Origin of the sequence: Pseudomonas sp. zjy_15 (genome assembly GCF_043101865.1) — a bacterium.
GTDB classification, from domain to species: domain Bacteria; phylum Pseudomonadota; class Gammaproteobacteria; order Pseudomonadales; family Pseudomonadaceae; genus Aquipseudomonas; species Aquipseudomonas putida_Y.
The window spans coordinates 41,585-61,763 of record NZ_JBICII010000016.1 but is presented as its reverse complement, the minus strand read 5'-3'; the positions used below and the strand labels follow the sequence as shown (position 1 = coordinate 61,763).

The window sequence follows — 20,179 nt, the reverse complement described above, 5'->3', positions numbered from 1 at the left end:
GAATCCGATGCGAGTGTGGTGGTTGAGTGCCGGTCTGGCCCTGTATTGCCTGGCCCAGAGCGCAGCGGCAGGAACACTGCTGATTGTTGGCGATAGTATCAGCGCCGGTTTTGGCCTGGATAGCCGCCAGGGCTGGGTGTCTCTCTTGCAGGCCCGCCTCAGGGAGGAAGGTTTTGACGATAAAGTGGTCAATGCGTCGATCAGTGGCGACACCAGCGCAGGCGGCCAGGCGCGGCTGCCGGCGCTGCTTGCAGCACATAAACCAAGCCTGGTGGTGCTGGAGCTGGGCGGCAACGATGGTCTGCGCGGGCAGCCGCCTGCTCAATTGCAACAAAATCTTGCCTCGATGATCGAGCACTCGCGCGAGGCAGGTGCCAAGGTGCTGCTCTTGGGCATGCGCCTGCCGCCCAATTATGGTGTGCGTTACACCACTGCATTTGCCAAGGTGTATGAACAGCTGGCGGTGGACAAACAGGTTCCTTTGGTGCCGTTTTTCCTCGAAGGGGTAGGGGGTGTACCTGAGTTGATGCAGGCTGATGGCATCCATCCGGCCCAGGGTGCTCAGCAGCGGCTGCTGGAAAATGCCTGGCCAGCGATAAAACCCTTGCTGTGACGCTTTAAACGGGGACGCCTTTCGGCTAATGTTGCGCCCCCCGTTTCGAGTGCTCCAAATGCCGCGCCCTGCCTGGTCCCTGTATGCCTATCAACTGATCGAGCCCGATGAGCAGCTCGACCTGTTCGCCTGCCAGGAAATCCGCGTCCACCTCGTGGCCCGCCAGCTTGAGCTGGGCGTGCCGGTCGACCGTACTTTGTGCGGCGGCCTGCTGCCAGCCCAGCCGCGTTGGTCGGGGGTGCCGCGATCGATCTATCGCGATGGCCGCCTGTGTGAGCTGTGCCGTGCCATCCTCGATGCCCAGCGACGTGGCATGCGCCCGGTGTGGCCAGAGCTGCACGGCAGCTGAACGACAAGCGCCTTTCATCATCTGAAACGTTTGCAACGTGCCAATGCCTCCCGCTTGCATCGGCGCGGGTGTACAATCGATCCTCTTGACCCACCTTTCGAAGGATTTACCGGATGTTGCCGCGCTTTCCTGCCGTCACCCGTAGCCTGTCCCTGGCCGCCCTGTTGGTAGCGGGCCCCGCTGCTGCGCTGGAGCTGCCACTGCCACCGCCCGGTGAAGACATCGTCGGCCAGGTGCATGTGATCAAGGCAAAGTACGAGGACACGTTCGCCGATATCGGCACCGCAAACGACCTTGGCTACCTGGAAATGATCGCCGCCAACCCGGGCGTGGACCCTTGGCTGCCGGGCGCCGGCACCGAGATCATCCTGCCCACCCGTTTCGTCCTGCCGCCGGGCCCGCGTGAAGGCATCGTCATCAACCTGGCCGAGTACCGCTTGTACTACTTCCCTAAGGGGCAGAGCGTGGTGTACACCTTCCCGCTGGGTATTGGTCGCGAGGGTTGGGGGTCGCCGATCGCCAACACCAGGATCACCGCCAAGACGCCCAACCCGACCTGGACGCCGCCCGCTTCGATTCGCAAAGAGCACGCAGCTGACGGTGACATCCTGCCGACCGTCGTGCCGGCTGGCCCGGACAACCCGCTTGGGCCGTTCAAGTTCACCTTGGGCGTGCCGGGCTACCTGATCCATGGTTCGAACAAGAAGTTCGGCATTGGCATGCGCACCAGTCACGGCTGCTTCCGCATGTTCAACAATAACGTGCTTGAACTGTCGAAGATGGTGCCGGTAGGGACTCCGGTGCGCATCATCAACGAGCCTTACAAGTTCGGTATCAGTGGCGGCAAGGTCTATCTTGAGGCACACACGCCGCTGGATGACCACGGCAACCCGTCGGTGGTCGACAAACACACCGCCGTTATCAATACCTTGCTCAAGCGCGAAGACCTGGCCAATAACCTACGCATGAACTGGGACATGGTGCGTGATGTGGTGGCCGCTGAAGATGGTATGCCGGTAGAAATTGCCGTGCCGGTGGATAACCAGGCGGGCGCACCGATGGTGACGAGCATTCCGCCCGAACTGCAGTAAGGTAATTTCGACACACCCAGGCCTGCCTTAGTGCAGGCCTTTTCGTACCTGCTGGCCGCGTTTGCCGGTTTCAAAGGCAATAAAAAAGCCGACCCACAAGTGGGTCGGCTTCTTAACAATCCGTGAGGATTATTACTTGCGGCTGGCTTTGTCCAGCATACGCAGAGCGCGCTCGTTGGCTTCGTCAGCGGTCTGCTGAGCCTTCTGAGCGGCTGCCATTGCGTCGTCAGCCTTACGGTAGGCTTCGTCAGCACGAGCTTGAGCGCGAGCTGCTGCGTCTTCAGTCGCAGTCAGACGAGCTTCGGTTTCTTTGGATACGCTGCTGCAACCGGTAGCCAGAACTGCGGCCAGAGCCAGAGCAGAGAATTTCAGAACGTTGTTCATCGTGTTCCCCTTCAAGGACTTTCTATTAAATAGCCATCTCTCAGGAAAGAGAAACTGGCCGGCGTACATAGTACCCATTACTTGTAGTAAGTAAACTGACAGAGCGCAAGAACTGCAAAAAAAATGTTGCTTGACCCTGCGCCGACAAGATTTGCGACGTGTCTGTGAAAAAAATGTGCAGGGTTCGCAAGCGATTGTGGTACTGGAACTTTTTTGTTGAACTAAGGGTGACTTTAACTGTCGATCAGCGTCTTAAGCCCTAGAACATCCGGTGGCTGTTGGGCGGGCTTGGGAAAGTCGCCCGGGCGGCGTTTTGAGCATTTTTAACCGCCACCACCTTGAGCAATCCCGCTTGCGGTGCCTACTATCTTGTGAGTGCCAGAGGATCCGAACGATTACAATCGTCCAATCGTCGAAGCGGCAACAGGTGGCGTAGAGGATTCTGTGCCGGATAAACCACCATCGGTTAAGGTATGGGTCTGCCGAGAAGACCTGCGAGGAGTAGTGATGAGCGAAGCGCTGACCATCCACCATGACCAGGCCGGTCATCAGTTCGAGACCAACGTGGACGGTCATCGTGCCTATCTGACGTACATGGATCTGGGCAAGCAGACGCTGGACATCTATCGCACCTTCGTGCCCAACGCCCTGCGCGGCCGCGGGATTGCTGCCGCCCTGACCGAGCGTGCCCTGGAGTACGCCGAGCAGATGGGCTACACGGTGATCCCGTCTTGCTCGTATGTGGAACGTTACATGGAGCGCCAACAGCGGCATTCGAGCAAGGCCTGAGCTGACGACAGGTACCAGACACAACAAAAAACGCCGGGCAGTGCCCGGCGTTTTTTGTTCGCGCAATATTCAACTGCGCTTACGCTGCGGCAGCACATCCTTGAGCTTGGCATGCATGCTGCGCAGGGTTTTCTCGGTGGCCGACCAGTCGATGCAGGCGTCCGTGATCGACACCCCATACTGCAGATCGTCCAGGTTTTTCGGAATCGACTGGCAGCCCCAGTTCAGGTGGCTTTCGACCATGAGGCCGATGATCGACTGGTTGCCTTCGAGGATCTGGTTGGCGACGTTCTCCATCACCAGCGGTTGCAAGGCCGGGTCCTTGTTGGAGTTGGCATGGCTGCAGTCGACCATGATGTTGGCCTTGATCTTGGCCTTGGCCAGGTCCTGTTCGCACAGGGCGACGCTGACCGAGTCGTAGTTCGGCTTGCCATTGCCGCCGCGCAGTACCACGTGGCCGTATGGGTTGCCCTTGGTGGTGACGATCGACACGCCGCCTTCCTGGTTGATGCCCAGGAAGCGGTGCGGCTTGGACACCGACTGCAGGGCATTGATGGCAACGGTCAGGCCGCCGTCGGTGCCGTTCTTGAAGCCCACCGCCGAGGACAGGCCCGAGGCCATCTCGCGGTGTGTTTGCGACTCGGTGGTGCGGGCGCCGATGGCCGACCAGCTGATCAGGTCTTGCAGGTACTGTGGGGAAATCGGGTCGAGCGCTTCGGTGGCAGTCGGCAGGCCCATTTCGGCCAGGTCCAGCAGCAACTTGCGGCCGATGTGCAGGCCGTCCTGGATCTTGAACGAGTCATCCAGGTACGGGTCGTTGATCAGCCCTTTCCAGCCGACGGTGGTGCGCGGCTTTTCGAAGTACACGCGCATGACCAGGTACAGCGTATCGGACACTTCTTCGGCCAGCACTTTCAGGCGCTCGGCGTATTCGTGGGCAGCCTTGATGTCGTGGATGGAGCAAGGGCCGACCACGACGAACAGGCGATGGTCCTTGCCGTCGAGAATATTGCGCACGACTTCACGGCCGGCAGTCACGGTCTGCAGGGCCTTGGCGCTGAGGGGGATTTCCTTCTTGAGCTGATCAGGGGTGATCAGGGTCTCGTTGGAGGCAACGTTCAAGTCATCGATCGGTAAATCAGCCATCGTGTTACTCGTCAGGTCACGGGTGCCGGCCGCCAACTAACCCCGTGCGGCCCAGCAGCAAGAATAATCGCAGCGGGGAGCCGAACCTTAGCGCGTTACAGGTGGCACGACAATGGGCTTGACCCAGTCATTGTGGGGTTTTTACCTGAGCGAAGGTGTTGCGTGCGAATGGACTGCCCAGCGCTGCGTAACCTGTGTAAAAAGAGCGCTGACTATAGACCTGGAGATTGGCATGCATTCTCACCCCCCTCGCATCGGCATCATCGGCAGCGGTGCCATTGGTGGCTTTTATGGGTTGATGCTGGCCCGGGCCGGTTTCGACGTGCATTTTCTGTTGCGTAGTGAGTATCAGGCCGTTTGTGAACAAGGGCTGAGCCTGGACAGTGCCGTGCATGGCGCATTGCAGATGAGGGTGCAGGCGTATGCCAGTGCCACCGACATGCCGCCCTGTGACTGGCTCCTGATCGGGGCCAAGGCCACCAGCAACGAGCAGTTGGCTCCGTTGATCGTCCAGGCCGCTGCGCCCGGCGCCAAGGTGGTGCTGTTGCAGAACGGCCTGGGTGTAGAGGAACAGTTGCGTCCGGCCTTGCGGAGCGACATGCACCTGCTCGGCGGCCTGTGCTTCATCTGCGTTAACCGCCAGGCACCAGGTGTCATTCGTCACCAGGCTTTGGGTGCGGTCAACCTGGGTTATCACAGCGGGCCGGCCAGCGATTGTGGTGTCGCGCTGGTGAATGAAGGCGCCGGGTTGTTCCAGGCTGCGGGGATCGACTCGCAGGTCATGCCGAACCTGGCCTTGGCACGCTGGCAGAAGCTGGTGTGGAACGTGCCTTACAACGGCCTGTCGGTATTGCTGGGGGCTAGCACCGCGCCGCTGATGGCCGACAGCAATGCCCGCGCGCTGATACAGGCCTTGATGGCCGAGGTGGTGCAGGGCGCGGCAGCCTGTGGCCATGTGCTGCCCGAAGGCTATGCCGAGCACTTGTTCCAGGTGACCGAGCGCATGCCCGACTACTGGCCGAGCATGTATCACGACCACGTCCACAAACGCCCGTTGGAGCTGGGGGCCATCTATGCCGAGCCGCTGGCACGCGCACGGGCGGCAGGCTGCAACCTGCCGCGCATTGAGATGCTGTACCAGGCGCTGAGTTTCATCGACAGCGGCAACAGGCCTGCCTGAAGGGGCGGAGGCTTCGGCGGGGCGCTACAGCCCGCGGCCACAGCGCGCCGGACGGCAAAGCGAGCGTCCGGCGCGCTGCTAAGCTGAAGCTTGCTCTGCCGCTGCGGCAGTCGAGGAGGTCGAATGATCCGCTCCATGCTGTACGCCACCGACCTCGGTGTCTACGCCCCTTTCGTGATGCAACACGCGCTGGCCCTGGCGCGCACGTTCAGTGCCGAGCTGTATGTGATCCACGCGGTAGAGCCGATGGGGCAGTTCGCCGAATCCCTCCTGCAAAGTTACCTTGATGAGCAGACGCTCGACCAGTTGCATCGCCAGGGGGTGAACACAGTGATGGCGAACATAGAGCAGCGTGTGCTGGAAAACTTTCGTGACGAGCTGGGCGAAGAGGCTGACCTGGCGGTGATCAAGGCCGTGCGGGTGCGTCAGGGTGACCCGGCGCAGGTGATTCTCGACCAGGCTCAGCGGCTAAGCGTCGACCTGTTGATATTCGGTAGCCACAGTGCGGGTGCCGGGGTGGATGTACCGTTGGGGCGTACGGCGGTGCGGCTGCTGCAGCTGTCGCCGGTGCCGGTGTACATGGTGCCCTTGGCGCAGCATCTGGGGCGTAGGAAAGCATGAAGATAGGTGTAGGCCGTCTCCGTGGGCATGTAACAAAATAGTTCTAGATTTATTTCAAGAACCACTAATATAGTTATATATCGTCGCTGCCTGCTGCCGCGGACTCATCGCTGAACCGAGGGAAACCTATGAAGCTTCAACAACTGCGCTACATCTGGGAAGTGGCGCACCATGACCTCAATGTCTCCGCGACGGCGCAGAGCCTGTATACCTCCCAGCCAGGTATCAGCAAGCAGATCCGCCTGCTCGAAGACGAATTGGGTGTTGAAGTATTTGCCCGCAGCGGCAAGCATCTGACCCGCGTTACCCCGGCCGGTGAGCGCATCATCAACACAGCAGGCGAAATCCTGCGCAAGGTCGAGAGCATCAAGCAGATTGCCCAGGAGTTCTCCAACGAGAAGAAGGGCACGCTGTCCATCGCCACCACCCACACCCAGGCGCGCTATGCGTTGCCGCCGGTTATCAGCAGCTTCATCAAGCAGTATCCGGAAGTGTCCCTGCACATGCACCAAGGTTCGCCCATGCAGATTGCCGAGATGGCAGCGGACGGTACGGTCGACTTCGCCATCGCCACCGAGGCGCTGGAGCTGTTCGGCGACCTGATCATGATGCCGTGCTACAAGTGGAACCGTTGCGTCGTGGTGCCACAAGGTCACCCGCTGGCCAAGCTGCCGAAATTGACCCTGGAAGCAGTCGCCGAATACCCGATCGTCACCTACGTGTTCGGCTTCACCGGGCGCTCGAAGCTGGATGAGGCTTTCAATCACCGCGGCCTCACGCCAAAAGTGGTCTTCACCGCGGCTGACGCCGACGTGATCAAGACTTATGTACGCCTGGGGCTGGGCGTGGGTATCGTTGCCGGCATGGCTGTGGACGCCAAGCTCGACAGTGACTTGGTGGCGCTGGATGCCAGTGAGCTGTTCGAAGCCAGCATCACCAAGATCGGCTTCCGTCGTGGTACCTTCCTGCGCGGCTTCATGTGCGACTTCATCGAGAAGTTTGCCCCGCACCTGACTCGTGAAGTGATGGCCAAGGCCATTCAGTGCCACAACAAGCAAGAGCTGGAAGAGTTGTTCGAAGGTGTCGAGCTGCCGGTGCACTGATTCGGGAATGCTGGGGCCGCTGTGGGAGTAACTGTCTAGCTCAATTTCTAAAAGCTGGCGCGATCCCTGTGGGAGCGGGCTTGCCCGCGAATACGGGCGAAGCCCGTGCCATCCACCGCGGTGTCTTCTTCGCGGGTAAACCCGCTCCTACCAGAGCGCCAGGACTAGCTCAAGCCTTGCTGATCAGGTTGCCCGCATGCAACCCGCATTCCTTCTGTGTCGACTCTTCCCACCACCAGCGCCCTTCACGCTCATGCTGGTTTGGCAGCACCGGGCGGGTGCACGGCTCGCAGCCAATGCTGATGAAGCCACGCTCGTGCAGGCTGTTGTACGGCAGCTCGAGCATGCGGATATAGCCCCATACCTCTTCACTGCTCATCTGCGCCAGTGGGTTGAACTTGTACAGCGTGCGCTCAGGCGTGGAGAAGGCGCTGTCGATTTCCAGTGCTGCCACCTGGCTGCGGGTGCCGGGGCTTTGGTCGCGGCGCTGGCCGGTAGCCCAGGCGCTGACGGTGGCCAGCTTGCGTCGCAGTGGCTCGATCTTGCGAATGCCGCAGCACTCGCCATGGCCGTCCTTGTAGAAGCTGAACAGGCCCTTTTCCTTGACGAACGGGTCGAGCTTGGCGCGGTCGGGGCTGAGGATCTCGATCGGCAGGTTGTACTGTTCGCGTACCTGGTCGATGAACCGGTAGGTCTCCGGGTGCAGGCGCCCAGTGTCGAGGCTGAATACCTTTACCTGCTTGTTCAGCTTCCAGGCCATGTCGACCAGCACCACATCCTCGGCGCCGCTGAAGGAGATCCACAGGTCATCACCGAAGTGCTCGAAGGCCAGCTTGAGGATGTCTTGTGGGGACTTGTTGGCATAGGTCGCGGCCAGGGCGGCGACGTCGAAGGGTTGGCTCATCAGGCGGTTTCCATCTTGGCTGTGGCGCTGTGCGCTCGTAGTGGTGTGATGGTAACAAAAAACGCGGTCTAGAAGGGCTTACAAGCCCTGCAGGGTCTGCATCAGCACCCGCACTTTGGCTATCGACTCTTCATATTCGGCCTGCCACTGCGAATCGGCTACCACCGCACCGCCGCCCCAGCAACTGACCTGGCCATCTTTGATCAGCAAGCTGCGAATGGCGATCGAACTGTCCATTTCGCCACGCACATCCACATACAGCAGCGAGCCGCAGTACAGCGCACGGCGTGCTGGTTCCAGTTCGTCGATGATCTGCATGGCGCGGATTTTCGGTGCGCCGGTGATCGAGCCGCCTGGGAAGCTGTCGCCGATCAGGTCCAGCGCATCCTTGTCGCTGGCCAGCTGGCCGGTGATGCTGCTGACCAGATGGTGCACGTTGGGGTAGCTCTCCAAGCTGAACAGTTCCGGGACCTTCACTGAACCGATCTCACACGTGCGCCCAAGGTCGTTGCGCAGCAGGTCGACGATCATCAGGTTTTCCGAGCGGTCCTTTGGGCTGTGCAGCAGCTCTTCGGCATTACGCTTGTCTTCAGCCGGGTCGCTGGCGCGCGGGCGGGTGCCCTTGATCGGCCGGGTTTCCACCTGGCCTTGGCTGACGCGGATGAAGCGCTCGGGCGAAAAGCTCAGCAGGGTACTGCCGTCGGCCAGTTGCTGGTAGCCGGAGAAGGGTGTCGGGCAGGCTTGGCGCAGGGCCTGGTAGGCCCGCCATGGATCGCCTTGGCAGGGCGCACGAAAGCGCTGGGTGAGGTTGATCTGGTAGCAGTCACCGGCCTGGATGTAGCGTTGTACCTGGTCGAAAGCTGTTTTGTACTGCTCGGGCTCCAGGTCACCGGCCATCGGCGCGAGTAGGCGGAAGTCGCCGGTGGTGGCGGTGGTGTCCTGGAACAGGCTGATCAGGCGTTCGCGTTTGTCGCCTGCCAGGCTCGGGTGGAACACCAGCTGGCTGGTGCCGAGCAGATGATCGCTGACCAGTGCCCAGTCATACAGGCCCAGTTGTGCGTCTGGCAGGCCGAGGTCGTCCACGGCCAGACTTGGCAGGTGTTCCAGGCGGCGGCCGAAGTCGTAGCTCAGGTAGCCGATCAGGCCGCCGGCGAAGGGTAGTTCTATACCGTTGGGCAAGTCCGCGTGGCCCAGTTGTTCCAGGGCAGCACGCAGGCGCTGGAGGAAGACGCGGCCCTCTTCATCGGGCTGCGCCTGCAGTTGTTGCAGCGGCCATGCGCTGAGCAGGTCGAACCGGCCGCGTTCGGCGCCGGGGCGGGCGCTGTCGAGCAGGATCGCACCGGGGGCCTGGCGCAGGTGGGCGAAATAGGCGGCAGGGTCGGGCTTGTAGGGCAGGGGGTGTAGCGTGCAGGTCGGCATCAGTATGGACGGCGATGTAAAAGCGAGGAGGGCGATTGTAGACCTGTGCAGGAAAAGCGCCTAGCGCTGGGTACGACATTCAACGCTGTGTTTGGCCCATGCGCAGCACAAGGCAGCCCCTGCAGGTCGAGTGAAGCACTTGAACCCCGTGCAGTGGCAGCCTTGTGCTGTGAGTGGGCTGCAAGGCAGCCCCTGTATTTCAGCGGTTAGGCACATGCCCGAACAAACCCTGCGCTACCCGTACCCGCTGCTCGGCGTCTTCGCTCACACCCTCCTTGGCCAGTGCTTCGATGTGTGCCTCGATGGCATGGGTGCGTTGAGTCAGGCCGCAATCGTTGGCAATCTGGATGTTCAGCCCCGGGCGGGCGTTGAGCTCCAGAATCAGCGGGCCTTTCTCCTGGTCAAGCACCATGTCCACACCGATATAGCCCAGGCCACACAGTTCATAGCAGCCAGCGGCCAGTTTCATGAAACCGTCCCAGTTCGGCAGTTGCACGCCGTCCACCGCGTTGGTGGTGTCCGGGTGCTTGCTGATGATGTTGTTCAGCCAGGTGCCGCGCAGGGTCACGCCGGTGGCCAGGTCGACACCCACGCCGATGGCGCCCTGGTGCAGGTTGGCCTTGCCGCCGGACTGGCGAGTCGGCAGGCGCAGCATGGCCATCACCGGGTAGCCCATCAGCACGATGATGCGGATGTCCGGCACGCCTTCGTAACTGATGCTCTTGAATATCTGGTCCGGGGTCACGCGGTACTCGATCAGTGCGCGGTCGCGGTGCCCGCCGAGAGAGTACAGCCCGGTGAGGATGCTGGAAATCTGGTGCTCGATTTCCGCATGGCTGATGATCTTGCCCGACACCGTGCGGTAGCGGTCCTCGAAGCGGTCGGCGATTACCAGGATGCCATCACCGCCGGCGCCTTGCGCCGGCTTGATGACGAAATCGCTGCGCCCGCCAATGATCTGGTCGAGCTTCTCGATCTCTTTTTCGGTCTCGATGATGCCGTACATTTCCGGCACATGGATGCCGGCCGCCAGCGCGCGCTCCTTGGTGATGATCTTGTCGTCGACGATCGGGTACAGGTTGCGCTTGTTGTACTTCAGCACATAGTCCGCGTTACGCCGGTTGATCCCCATGATGCCCCGGGCCTCCAGGGCTTTCCACGTCTTGATCAGGCCAAACATCAGGTGTCAGCCTTATTCAGGAAAGCCTTGAAGCGCACGAGCTCGGTCAGGCGGTAGCCGCGATAACGGCCCATCGCCAGCATGAAGCCCACCAGGATCAGCAGCACTGCCGGGAAGGTGAACACGAAGTACACCAGTTCCGGCACCATCATCAGCAGGTGTGCCAGGGCAGCGGCGAACAGGGTGCCGACGGCCACTTTCATGGCATGTCCACCACCACGCTCCTCCCAGGTGATCGACAGGCGTTCGATGGTCATGGTCAGGATCACCATGGGGAACAGTGCTACCGACAGTCCGCGTTCAAGGCCCAGCTTGTGGCTGAACAGACTGATGGCGGCAATCAGCACCACGACAAAGGTCAATACCACCGACAGGCGTGGCAGCATCTGCAGCTTGAGGTGTTCCAGATACGAGCGCAGCGACAGGCCCAGGGCAGTGATCACCGTGAACAGCACAATACCAAAGCCCAGCTGGGTTTCGCGGAACGCCAGGGCAATCAGCACCGGTGTGAATGTGCCCAGGGTCTGGATACCGATCAGGTTGCGCAGCACCAGGATCACCAGCACGCCGATCGGGATCATGACCATGATCATGAAGGTCTGCTGGGTTTGCAGCGGGAGGCCGTACAGCGAGTATTCGAGGAAGTCGGCGTCAGTGTTCTCGTCGGTCAGCTTGGCCAGGCGGATGGCGTTCATCTCGCTGTTGTTCATGCTGAAGGTGACGTTGGCCTTCTTGCCGCCATCGACGGTGATCAGGTTGTCGTCACCGGTCCACCACAGCAGGCGGTCGCTCGGCAGGCCTTGCTCACCGGTGTCCGGGTTGAAGTACAGCCAGTCGTCACCGTTGAAGCTGCGCAACCACAGCTCCGGGGTTTGCGGGGTGTCGGCCAGCAGGCGGATGGTGTGCACCCGTTCCATTGGCACGTGGGCGATCGACAGCAGCAGGTCGATGACCTCGGCTTTCTTCATCGCCGAAGTGTCGCCGGCCAGCAGTAGCTTGACGTTGTCGTCGTTTAGGTTGTTGACCCGCTTGATGGTCTCGCTGACGAAGGTCTCGACGTCAGCCGAGTGCTGACGTATAGGCGCCATCAGCGCTTCGGCGGCGATCTTTTCGGGGCCTTCGACGGCCAGGCTGTCACGGAAGGTCGGGCCTTTGACCTTGGTCTTCTCGCTGCTGTAGCGCTTGGTCAGTACCAGGCGGTAGTAGAGGGTCTGTTTGCCACTGGCGCGACGTGCCGACCAGGTAACCTTGCGGTTGCCGTCTGCACGGTTGATGCTGACCCCGTAGTTGTTGGAGATGAAGCTCTCGTTGAGGCTGACGTAGTCGCGGTTCAGCGGTGGCACGAACATCTGCACCTTGACCGGATCCTTGCTGTTGGCCACGAACTCGACCTTGGCGTCGATGTTCCACAGGTCGTCGGTTTCATCCTCGGTCACCGGGATGCCGAGCACGAAGATCTGATAAGCCGTGACCGCCACGCCCAATAGCACCAGCACGGTGATCAGGGCTTTCAGATGGAGGGTAAGAGAGCGCATCGGGATTACTCTGCTTTGGGAGCGTCGGTGGCACAGGCAGGTTTGCCGGCCGCGTATTTAAGGCTTGGGTCAACCAGTGCGTCGAAGTGCTTGAGCGCCTCGGAGCCGATCAGCAGCGGGAACTGGAAGGCGCTGCGGTCGGTGAGGTTGACTTCGATGGTGCGTCTGGCCTGGCCCATGCAGATTTCGAGTTCGATGACCGGACGGGCCGTGTAGGCCTTGCCCGATTCGGCATCATAGTCGCCAGCCCGGCGCTTGATCTTGCTGACGCGTGCCAGTGGGCGTTCGATCGGGTGCGAATGGGCCGCATCGATCGCGAGGTAGAAGCGTACCCAGCTTTCGCCATTGCGCTTGAACCGTTTGATGTCGCGGGCGCTGAGCGATGCGGTCTTGGCGCCGGTGTCGAGCTTGGCGGCCACTTCCAGATCCAGGTCGCCCAGATGCGCGTATTCGTTGAGACCATACACGGTCTTGCCCGCAGCCTGGCCAAGGGCCGGCAGCAGGGTGAGGCATAACAGCAATAAAACGGGTGTAAGTCTCATATTCCTGGCGCGGTGCTTTGCAAGGTTCTAGGCAAGGTTCAGGGCAAGAAGACTGGCAATTACTGCGCAAGCTTCCTCGTTTATCTGTCAACAAGCATGCATGCATCCATGACAGACAGGCTATCCATACCCCATCGGAGGCGCGGCATTCTATCACGCCGACGTCTTGACGCCAGCGGTGCGCGATCTGACAGCGTAGAAGTGGTGATAGTTCGTGATTAGACGATTGTCGACAATATTCATTTTGTCTTTGACTTGGCGGTCTCATTTAGCTAGTTTCTGACGAGTAGTTTTAAAAGGTGTCGACAATATGCAGGACCTTTCCACCCCCGGGCCGGTGCTGGCAGACGAAACGGAAACCCTCTCCGAAAACGTCTTCCGGCGCATCCAGGCGGCCATTGTCAAGGGTGATATCGCCCCCGGTAGCAAAATTTCCGAGCCGGAGTTGGCGCGCACCTATGGCATCAGCCGTGGGCCGCTACGCGAGGCTATTCACCGCCTTGAAGGCCAACGCCTGCTGGTGCGCGTGCCGCATGTGGGCGCGCGGGTGGTATCGCTCAATCACGCCGAGCTGATCGAGCTGTACGAAATCCGTGAGTCGCTGGAAGGCATGGCCTGCCGCCTGGCCGCTGAACGCATGAGCCAGGCTGACATCGACGAACTGCGCCGGGTGCTCGACACCCATGAGCGCGACGCTGCGTTCCAGGCGGGCCTGGGCTACTACCAGCAGGAAGGCGACTACGACTTCCATTACCGGATTATTCAGGGTAGCGGCAACCAGACCCTGGTCAAGATGCTCTGCGGCGAACTGTACCAACTGGTGCGCATGTACCGTATCCAGTTCTCTGCCACGCCCAACCGGCCACGCCAGGCCTTTGCCGAGCACCATCGCATTCTTGATGCCATCGCCGACCGCGACGGCGAACTGGCCGAACTGCTGATGCGTCGTCACATCGGCGCGTCCAAGCGCAATATCGAGCGTCACTACCTGGACGCCCACAACAACAGCACACGAGGTGAGAAATGACAGTCAAGAGCACCCCCGGTCAGCGTTTCCGTGACGCCGTTGCCGCTGAACATCCGCTGCAGGTGGTTGGCGCCATCAATGCCAACCATGCCCTGCTGGCCAAGCGTGCCGGCTTCAAGGCCATCTACCTGTCTGGTGGTGGCGTGGCCGCCGGCTCCCTGGGCCTGCCAGACCTGGGCATCACTGGCCTGGACGACGTGCTCACCGACGTGCGCCGTATCACCGACGTGTGCGACCTGCCGCTGCTGGTGGATGTCGACACCGGCTTCGGCGCTTCGGCCTTCAACGTCGCCCGTACCGTGCGTTCGATGAGCAAGTTCGGCGCTGCCGCCATCCACATCGAGGACCAGGTTGGCGCCAAGCGTTGTGGCCACCGTCCCAACAAGGAAATTGTCAGCCAGCAGGAAATGGTCGACCGTATCAAGGCTGCCGTCGATGCCCGCAGCGATGACAGTTTCGTGATCATGGCGCGTACCGACGCGCTGGCCGTCGAAGGCCTGAACGCCGCCCTGGACCGTGCCGAGGCGTGCGTCGAAGCTGGCGCCGACATGATCTTCCCGGAAGCCATTACCGAGCTGCAGATGTACAAGACCTTCGCTGATCGGGTGAAGGCACCTATCCTGGCCAACATCACCGAATTCGGTGCCACGCCGCTTTATACAACCGAAGAGCTGGCCTCGGTCGACGTGTCGTTGGTGCTGTACCCGCTTTCGGCGTTCCGCGCCATGAACAAGGCGGCTGAGAACGTGTACACCGCGCTGCGCCGTGACGGCACGCAGAAGAACGTGATCGACACCATGCAGACCCGCATGGAGCTCTACGATGCCATTGGTTATCACGCCTTCGAGCAGAGCCTCGATGCACTGTTTGCCCAGAAGAAGGGCTAAGCGCCAACTCCCGAATTAGCCGGAAAGCATCCATAACAAATTCAAGAAAGGAGAAACACCATGGCCGAAGCAAAAGTACTCAGTGGCGCAGGCCTGCGTGGCCAGGTGGCCGGCCAGACTGCACTGTCGACTGTGGGCCAGGCCGGTGCCGGGCTGACCTACCGTGGTTATGATGTGCGTGACCTGGCTGCCGGTGCCGAGTTCGAAGAAGTCGCCTACCTGCTGCTATATGGCGAGCTGCCCACCCAGGCCGAGCTGGCCGACTACAAGCACAAGCTCAAGGGCCTGCGTGACCTGCCGCAAGCCTTGAAGGAAGTGCTTGAGCGCATCCCGCGCGATGCCCACCCGATGGACGTCATGCGTACCGGTTGCTCGGTAATGGGCACTCTCGAGCCAGAACTGACCTTCGAAGCCCAGCGCGACAAGACCGACCGCCTGCTGGCGCTGTTCCCGGCCGTGATGTGCTACTGGTATCGCTTCACCCACCATGGCGTACGCATCGACTGCACCAGTGATGAAGACACCCTGGGTGGCCACTTCCTGCACCTGCTGCACGGCAAGAAGCCGAGCGAGCTGCACGTCAAGGTCATGAACGTGTCGTTGATTCTCTACGCTGAACACGAATTCAACGCCTCGACCTTCACTGCCCGTGTCTGTGCCTCGACCCTGTCTGACTTGTACTCCTGCGTTACCGCAGCCATCGGCTCGCTGCGTGGGCCGCTGCACGGCGGTGCCAACGAGGCAGCGATGGAACTGATCGAGCGCTTCCAGAGCCCGCAGGAAGCCACCGCCGAGCTGCTGCGCATGCTCGAGCGCAAAGACAAGATCATGGGCTTTGGCCATGCCATCTACAAAGAGTCCGACCCGCGCAACGAGGTGATCAAGGGCTGGTCGAAACAGCTGGCTGACGAAGTGGGTGACAAGGTGCTGTACCCGGTTTCCGAAGCCATCGACAAGACCATGTGGGAGCAGAAGCGCCTGTTCCCCAATGCCGACTTCTACCATGCCTCGGCGTACCACTTCATGGGCATTCCGACCAAGCTGTTCACCCCGATCTTCGTCTGCTCGCGGCTGACCGGCTGGGCGGCGCACGTCTTCGAGCAGCGCGCCAACAACCGCATCATCCGCCCGAGCGCCGAGTATGTCGGCGTCGAGCAGCGCCAGTTCGTGCCGATCGAGCAGCGCTGAATAGCTACAGAGAGGCAGCCCGTTTCCCTTGTGGGAGCGGGCGTGCCCGCGAATGCGCCCGGCCTTGCAACCGCTGTGCACCTGCTGACGCATTCGCGGGCACGCCCGCTCGTACAGGTACGGTGAAACCTTCCGAACCCTGTGACCGAGCCTGATTCCATGATGAACACTGCATACCGCAAGCACCTGCCAGGCACCGACCTGGACTATTTCGATGCCCGCGCGGCGGTCGAGGCGATCAAGCCCGGCGCCTACGACGGCTTGCCTTACACGTCCCGCGTGCTCGCCGAGAACCTGGTGCGCCGCTGCGACCCTGCTACGCTCGATGCCTCGCTGAGCCAGCTGATCGAGCGCAAGCGCGATCTCGACTTCCCGTGGTTCCCGGCCCGCGTGGTGTGCCACGACATCCTCGGCCAGACTGCGCTGGTCGACCTTGCCGGCCTGCGTGACGCCATTGCCGACAAAGGCGGCGACCCGGCCCAGGTCAACCCGGTGGTGCCGGTGCAGCTGATCGTCGACCATTCGCTGGCCGTCGAGTGCGGTGGTTACGACCCGCAGGCCTTCGAGAAGAACCGCGCCATCGAAGACCGCCGCAACGAAGACCGCTTCCACTTCATCAACTGGACCAAGAAGGCGTTCAAGAACGTCGACGTGATCCAGCCGGGCAACGGCATCATGCACCAGATCAACCTGGAGAAGATGTCACCGGTGGTCCACAGCGACCACGGCGTCGCCTACCCGGACACCTGCGTCGGCACCGACAGCCACACGCCGCATGTCGATGCGTTGGGTGTGATCGCCATCGGCGTAGGCGGCCTGGAAGCCGAGAACGTGATGCTCGGCCGCGCCTCCTGGATGCGCTTGCCGGAAATCGTCGGCGTCGAGCTGACTGGCAAACTGGCCCCGAACATCACTGCCACCGACCTGGTCTTGGCCCTGACCGAGTTCCTGCGCAAGCAGAAAGTGGTCGGCGCCTACCTGGAGTTCCATGGTGAGGGTGCACGTGCCCTGACCTTGGGCGACCGCGCCACCATTTCCAACATGGCCCCGGAATACGGCGCCACTGCCGCGATGTTCGCCATCGACCAGCAGACCATCGACTATCTGCGCCTGACCGGCCGTGAAGAGCAGCAGGTCAAACTGGTGGAAACCTACGCCAAGGCCACCGGCCTGTGGGCCGACAGCCTGGGCGCTGCCGTCTATGAACGCACCCTCAGCTTCGACCTGTCGAGCGTGGTGCGCAACATGGCCGGCCCGTCCAACCCGCACGCCCGTGTCGCCACCAGCGACCTGGCCGCCAAGGGCATTGCCGGCAACTGGGAGGAGGTGCCGGGGCAAATGCCTGACGGTGCGGTGATCATCGCTGCCATCACCAGTTGCACCAACACCAGCAACCCGCGCAACGTGATTGCTGCAGGCCTGATTGCACGCAATGCCAACAGGTTGGGCCTGGCCCGCAAGCCGTGGGTGAAGTCGTCGCTGGCGCCCGGCTCCAAGGCCGTGCAACTGTATCTGGAAGAAGCCGGCCTGGAGAAAGAGTTGGAGCAACTCGGTTTCGGCATCGTCGCCTTCGCCTGCACCACCTGCAACGGTATGTCCGGTGCCCTGGACCCGGTGATTCAGCAAGAAATCATCGACCGCGACCTGTATGCCACCGCCGTGCTGTCGGGTAACCGCAACTTCGACGGGCGTATCCACCCGTATGCCAAGCAGGCCTTCCTCGCCTCGCCACCGCTGGTGGTAGCCTATGCCATTGCCGGTACCATTCGCTTCGACATCGAGAAGGATGTGCTGGGCGTGGTCGATGGCAAGGAAATCCGCCTGAAGGATATCTGGCCCAGTGATGAAGAGATCGATGCAGTGGTGCGTGCAGCGGTCAAGCCGGAGCAGTTCCGCAAGGTGTACATCCCGATGTTCGCCATCGAGGAAGACCGTGGGCCGAAGGTGGCGCCGCTGTATGATTGGCGCCCGATGAGCACCTACATCCGCCGCCCTCCCTACTGGGAAGGCGCCCTGGCCGGCGAGCGTACGTTGCGTGGCATGCGCCCGCTGGCGGTGCTGCCGGACAACATCACCACCGACCACCTGTCGCCGTCCAACGCCATCATGCTCGACAGTGCCGCCGGTGAATACCTCGCGAAAATGGGCCTGCCGGAAGAGGACTTCAACTCCTACGCCACTCACCGGGGTGACCACCTGACGGCCCAGCGCGCCACCTTCGCCAACCCCAAACTGTTCAACGAAATGGTGCGCAACGACGACGGCAGCGTGAAGCAGGGTTCGCTGGCGCGTATCGAGCCGGAAGGCAAGGTTACCCGCATGTGGGAGGCGATCGAGACTTACATGCAGCGCAAGCAGCCGCTGATCATTGTCGCCGGTGCCGACTATGGCCAGGGTTCGTCCCGTGACTGGGCGGCCAAGGGCGTGCGTCTGGCGGGTGTCGAGGCAATTGTCGCCGAAGGCTTCGAGCGCATTCACCGCACCAACCTGGTAGGCATGGGCGTGCTGCCGCTGGAGTTCAAGCCGGGCACCGACCGCAAGACCCTGGACCTGGATGGCAGCGAAACCTATGACGTGCTGGGTGCGCGTACGCCACGGGCGACCCTGACCCTGGTGGTGACCCGTGCCAATGGCGAGCGCCTGGAAGTACCGGTGACCTGCCGTCTGGACACCGCCGAGGAAGTGTCGATTTACGAAGCGGGCGGGGTGCTGCAGCGCTTTGCCCAGGACTTCCTCGAAGCGACCGCCTGAGCATGAATCGGGGGCCGCTTTGCGGCCCTTTCGCGACACAAGGCCGCTCCCTCAGCGGGCGGCGCAGTACCTGTGGGAGCGGCCTTGTGTCGCGAAAGGGCTGCAAGGCAGCCCCAGGGTATTTCACCGGACTATCAGGATGCCCAAGAAAATGGCACATGTACCCCAGATCAAAATCCCCGCCACCTACATCCGCGGCGGCACCAGCAAAGGCGTGTTCTTCCGCCTGCAAGACCTGCCTGAGCAGGCGCAAATTCCAGGTCCTGCCCGCGATGCGCTGCTGCTGCGGGTAATCGGTAGCCCCGACCCTTACGGCAAGCAGATTGACGGCATGGGCGGCGCCACGTCGAGCACCAGCAAGACCGTGATCCTGTCGCAAAGCATCAAACCCGAACACGATGTCGACTACCTGTTCGGCCAGGTCAGCATCGACAAGGCCTTCGTCGACTGGAGTGGCAACTGCGGCAACCTGTCCGCTGCGGTCGGTTCGTTTGCCATCAGCAGCGGCCTGGTCGACCCGGCGCGTATTCCGCGCAACGGTATCGCCACGGTGCGTATCTGGCAGGCGAATATCGGCAAGACCATCATCGCCCACGTCCCGATCACTGAAGGTGAAGTGCAGGAAACCGGCGACTTCGAGCTGGACGGGGTCACCTTCCCGGCGGCCGAGGTGCAGCTGGAGTTTCTCGACCCTGCAGCCGATGAAGACGGCGGTGGCGGTGCCATGTTCCCCACCGGCAAGCTGGTCGATGACCTGGAAGTGCCGGGGGTCGGCACGTTCAAGGCAACCTTGATCAATGCCGGTATCCCGACCATTTTTGTCAATGCTGCCGATATCGGCTACACCGGTAGCGAACTACAGGACGCCATCAACGGCGACCCGCAGGCGTTGCTGCGTTTCGAGACCATCCGCGCCTATGGCGCCGTGCGCATGGGGCTTATCGACAACGTCGACCAGGCTGCCGGGCGTCAGCACACGCCGAAAGTGGCGTTCGTCGCACCGCCGAGCACCTACACTGCGTCCAGTGGCAAGGCGGTGCAGGCCGGTGATATCGACCTGCTGGTGCGGGCCTTGTCGATGGGCAAGCTACACCATGCCATGATGGGTACGGCTGCGGTGGCAATTGGCACTGCGGCGGCCATTCCGGGCACGCTGGTCAACCTCGCCGCTGGCGGGGGCGAGCGCAGCGCTGTGCGTTTCGGTCATCCTTCGGGCACCCTGCGGGTCGGGGCCGAGGCGCGCCAGGTGAATGGTGAGTGGACGGTAACCAAGGCAATCATGAGCCGCAGTGCTCGCGTGCTGATGGAGGGCTGGGTTCGCGTGCCTGGCGACAGCTTCTAACGCACCACCGGCGCTCGGCTTTAGTTCGTTGGGGCCGCTTGGCGGCCCTTCGCGGGCTTGCCCGCTCCCGCAGGGTAACCACAGGTTCTGAATGCTGTGGTCAACCTGTGGGAGCGGGCAAGCCCGCG

19 protein-coding genes are annotated in these 20,179 nt (G+C 61.7%); 12 read left to right on the top strand and 7 right to left on the bottom strand.

Features of this window, described 5'->3' with window-relative positions; genetic code table 11:
• Positions 1-7: 7 nt before the first annotated feature.
• The 3 genes from ACF8EF_RS01885 to ACF8EF_RS01875 all read left to right on the top strand — a co-directional run bounded on the left by ACF8EF_RS01885 (position 8) and on the right by ACF8EF_RS01875 (position 2,053).
• Positions 8-613, top strand: a complete 606-nt coding sequence (locus ACF8EF_RS01885) for an arylesterase (protein WP_176683941.1) — start codon at positions 8-10, stop codon at positions 611-613.
• A 58-nt stretch (positions 614-671) separates the two neighbouring features.
• Entirely contained in the window at positions 672-962 is a 291-nt protein-coding gene (locus ACF8EF_RS01880) for a hypothetical protein (protein WP_003250283.1), read from the top strand.
• A 113-nt stretch (positions 963-1,075) separates the two neighbouring features.
• Complete coding sequence (locus tag ACF8EF_RS01875; RefSeq protein ID WP_176683940.1) at positions 1,076-2,053, top strand: L,D-transpeptidase family protein; 978 nt, start codon at positions 1,076-1,078, stop codon at positions 2,051-2,053.
• Between the two features lie 132 nt (positions 2,054-2,185).
• On the opposite strand, the gene ACF8EF_RS01870 is transcribed toward ACF8EF_RS01875, so the two are convergent.
• Positions 2,186-2,437 (bottom strand): Lpp/OprI family alanine-zipper lipoprotein, encoded by a 252-nt coding sequence (locus tag ACF8EF_RS01870; protein WP_003250288.1) that lies wholly within the window; start codon positions 2,435-2,437, stop codon positions 2,186-2,188.
• Between the two features lie 507 nt (positions 2,438-2,944).
• Between ACF8EF_RS01870 and ACF8EF_RS01865 the strand changes: the two genes are divergently transcribed.
• A complete protein-coding gene (locus tag ACF8EF_RS01865) occupies positions 2,945-3,226 on the top strand; it encodes a GNAT family N-acetyltransferase (RefSeq protein WP_003250290.1) in 282 nt (93 codons plus the stop codon).
• Positions 3,227-3,295: 69 nt separating this feature from the next.
• Here the strand turns inward: ACF8EF_RS01865 and ACF8EF_RS01860 are convergent, their stop codons facing one another.
• A complete protein-coding gene (locus ACF8EF_RS01860; RefSeq protein WP_176683939.1) occupies positions 3,296-4,372 on the bottom strand; it encodes a 3-deoxy-7-phosphoheptulonate synthase in 1,077 nt (358 codons plus the stop codon).
• A gap of 232 nt (positions 4,373-4,604) precedes the next feature.
• Here ACF8EF_RS01860 and ACF8EF_RS01855 point away from each other — a divergent pair, with 232 nt between their 5' ends.
• The 3 genes from ACF8EF_RS01855 (at position 4,605) to cysB (ending at position 7,276) form a co-directional block, all read left to right on the top strand.
• Positions 4,605-5,552 (top strand): putative 2-dehydropantoate 2-reductase, encoded by a 948-nt coding sequence (locus ACF8EF_RS01855; protein ID WP_176683938.1) that lies wholly within the window; start codon positions 4,605-4,607, stop codon positions 5,550-5,552.
• A 123-nt stretch (positions 5,553-5,675) separates the two neighbouring features.
• Positions 5,676-6,173, top strand: a complete 498-nt coding sequence (locus tag ACF8EF_RS01850) for a universal stress protein (RefSeq protein ID WP_176683937.1) — start codon at positions 5,676-5,678, stop codon at positions 6,171-6,173.
• A gap of 128 nt (positions 6,174-6,301) precedes the next feature.
• Positions 6,302-7,276, top strand: coding sequence for an HTH-type transcriptional regulator CysB (cysB, locus tag ACF8EF_RS01845; protein ID WP_010953293.1), 975 nt, complete (start codon positions 6,302-6,304; stop codon positions 7,274-7,276).
• A gap of 169 nt (positions 7,277-7,445) precedes the next feature.
• On the opposite strand, the gene ACF8EF_RS01840 is transcribed toward cysB, so the two are convergent.
• The 5 genes from ACF8EF_RS01840 to ACF8EF_RS01820 form a co-directional block, all read right to left on the bottom strand.
• Positions 7,446-8,180: a phosphoadenylyl-sulfate reductase gene (locus tag ACF8EF_RS01840; RefSeq protein ID WP_003250299.1), complete on the bottom strand. Its 735-nt coding sequence runs from the start codon at positions 8,178-8,180 to the stop codon at positions 7,446-7,448.
• Between the two features lie 78 nt (positions 8,181-8,258).
• A complete protein-coding gene (gene pabB / locus ACF8EF_RS01835) occupies positions 8,259-9,599 on the bottom strand; it encodes an aminodeoxychorismate synthase component I (protein WP_392460389.1) in 1,341 nt (446 codons plus the stop codon).
• 199 nt (positions 9,600-9,798) lie between these two features.
• Positions 9,799-10,779 carry an alpha-L-glutamate ligase-like protein gene (locus ACF8EF_RS01830; RefSeq protein WP_176683935.1) on the bottom strand — a complete coding sequence of 327 codons (981 nt, stop codon included), beginning with the start codon at positions 10,777-10,779 and terminating at the stop codon, positions 9,799-9,801.
• Positions 10,779-12,314, bottom strand: a complete 1,536-nt coding sequence (locus ACF8EF_RS01825) for an inactive transglutaminase family protein (RefSeq protein WP_176683934.1) — start codon at positions 12,312-12,314, stop codon at positions 10,779-10,781. Before ACF8EF_RS01825 ends, ACF8EF_RS01830 begins: the two co-directional genes overlap by 1 nt.
• Positions 12,315-12,319: 5 nt before the next feature.
• Positions 12,320-12,856 (bottom strand): ATP-dependent zinc protease, encoded by a 537-nt coding sequence (locus tag ACF8EF_RS01820; protein ID WP_021782881.1) that lies wholly within the window; start codon positions 12,854-12,856, stop codon positions 12,320-12,322.
• A gap of 310 nt (positions 12,857-13,166) precedes the next feature.
• On the opposite strand from ACF8EF_RS01820, the gene ACF8EF_RS01815 reads away from it, so the two are divergent.
• The 5 genes from ACF8EF_RS01815 to prpF all read left to right on the top strand — a co-directional run bounded on the left by ACF8EF_RS01815 (position 13,167) and on the right by prpF (position 20,051).
• Positions 13,167-13,883: a GntR family transcriptional regulator gene (locus ACF8EF_RS01815; RefSeq protein WP_176683933.1), complete on the top strand. Its 717-nt coding sequence runs from the start codon at positions 13,167-13,169 to the stop codon at positions 13,881-13,883.
• Positions 13,880-14,770: a methylisocitrate lyase gene (gene prpB, locus ACF8EF_RS01810; protein ID WP_012053054.1), complete on the top strand. Its 891-nt coding sequence runs from the start codon at positions 13,880-13,882 to the stop codon at positions 14,768-14,770. The genes ACF8EF_RS01815 and prpB overlap by 4 nt, the downstream gene beginning before the upstream one ends.
• A gap of 60 nt (positions 14,771-14,830) precedes the next feature.
• Entirely contained in the window at positions 14,831-15,958 is a 1,128-nt protein-coding gene (gene prpC, locus ACF8EF_RS01805) for a 2-methylcitrate synthase (protein WP_021782879.1), read from the top strand.
• 162 nt (positions 15,959-16,120) lie between these two features.
• A complete protein-coding gene (gene acnD, locus ACF8EF_RS01800) occupies positions 16,121-18,709 on the top strand; it encodes a Fe/S-dependent 2-methylisocitrate dehydratase AcnD (protein ID WP_176683992.1) in 2,589 nt (862 codons plus the stop codon).
• Between the two features lie 151 nt (positions 18,710-18,860).
• A complete protein-coding gene (prpF, locus tag ACF8EF_RS01795; protein WP_176683931.1) occupies positions 18,861-20,051 on the top strand; it encodes a 2-methylaconitate cis-trans isomerase PrpF in 1,191 nt (396 codons plus the stop codon).
• Positions 20,052-20,179 lie beyond the last annotated feature (128 nt).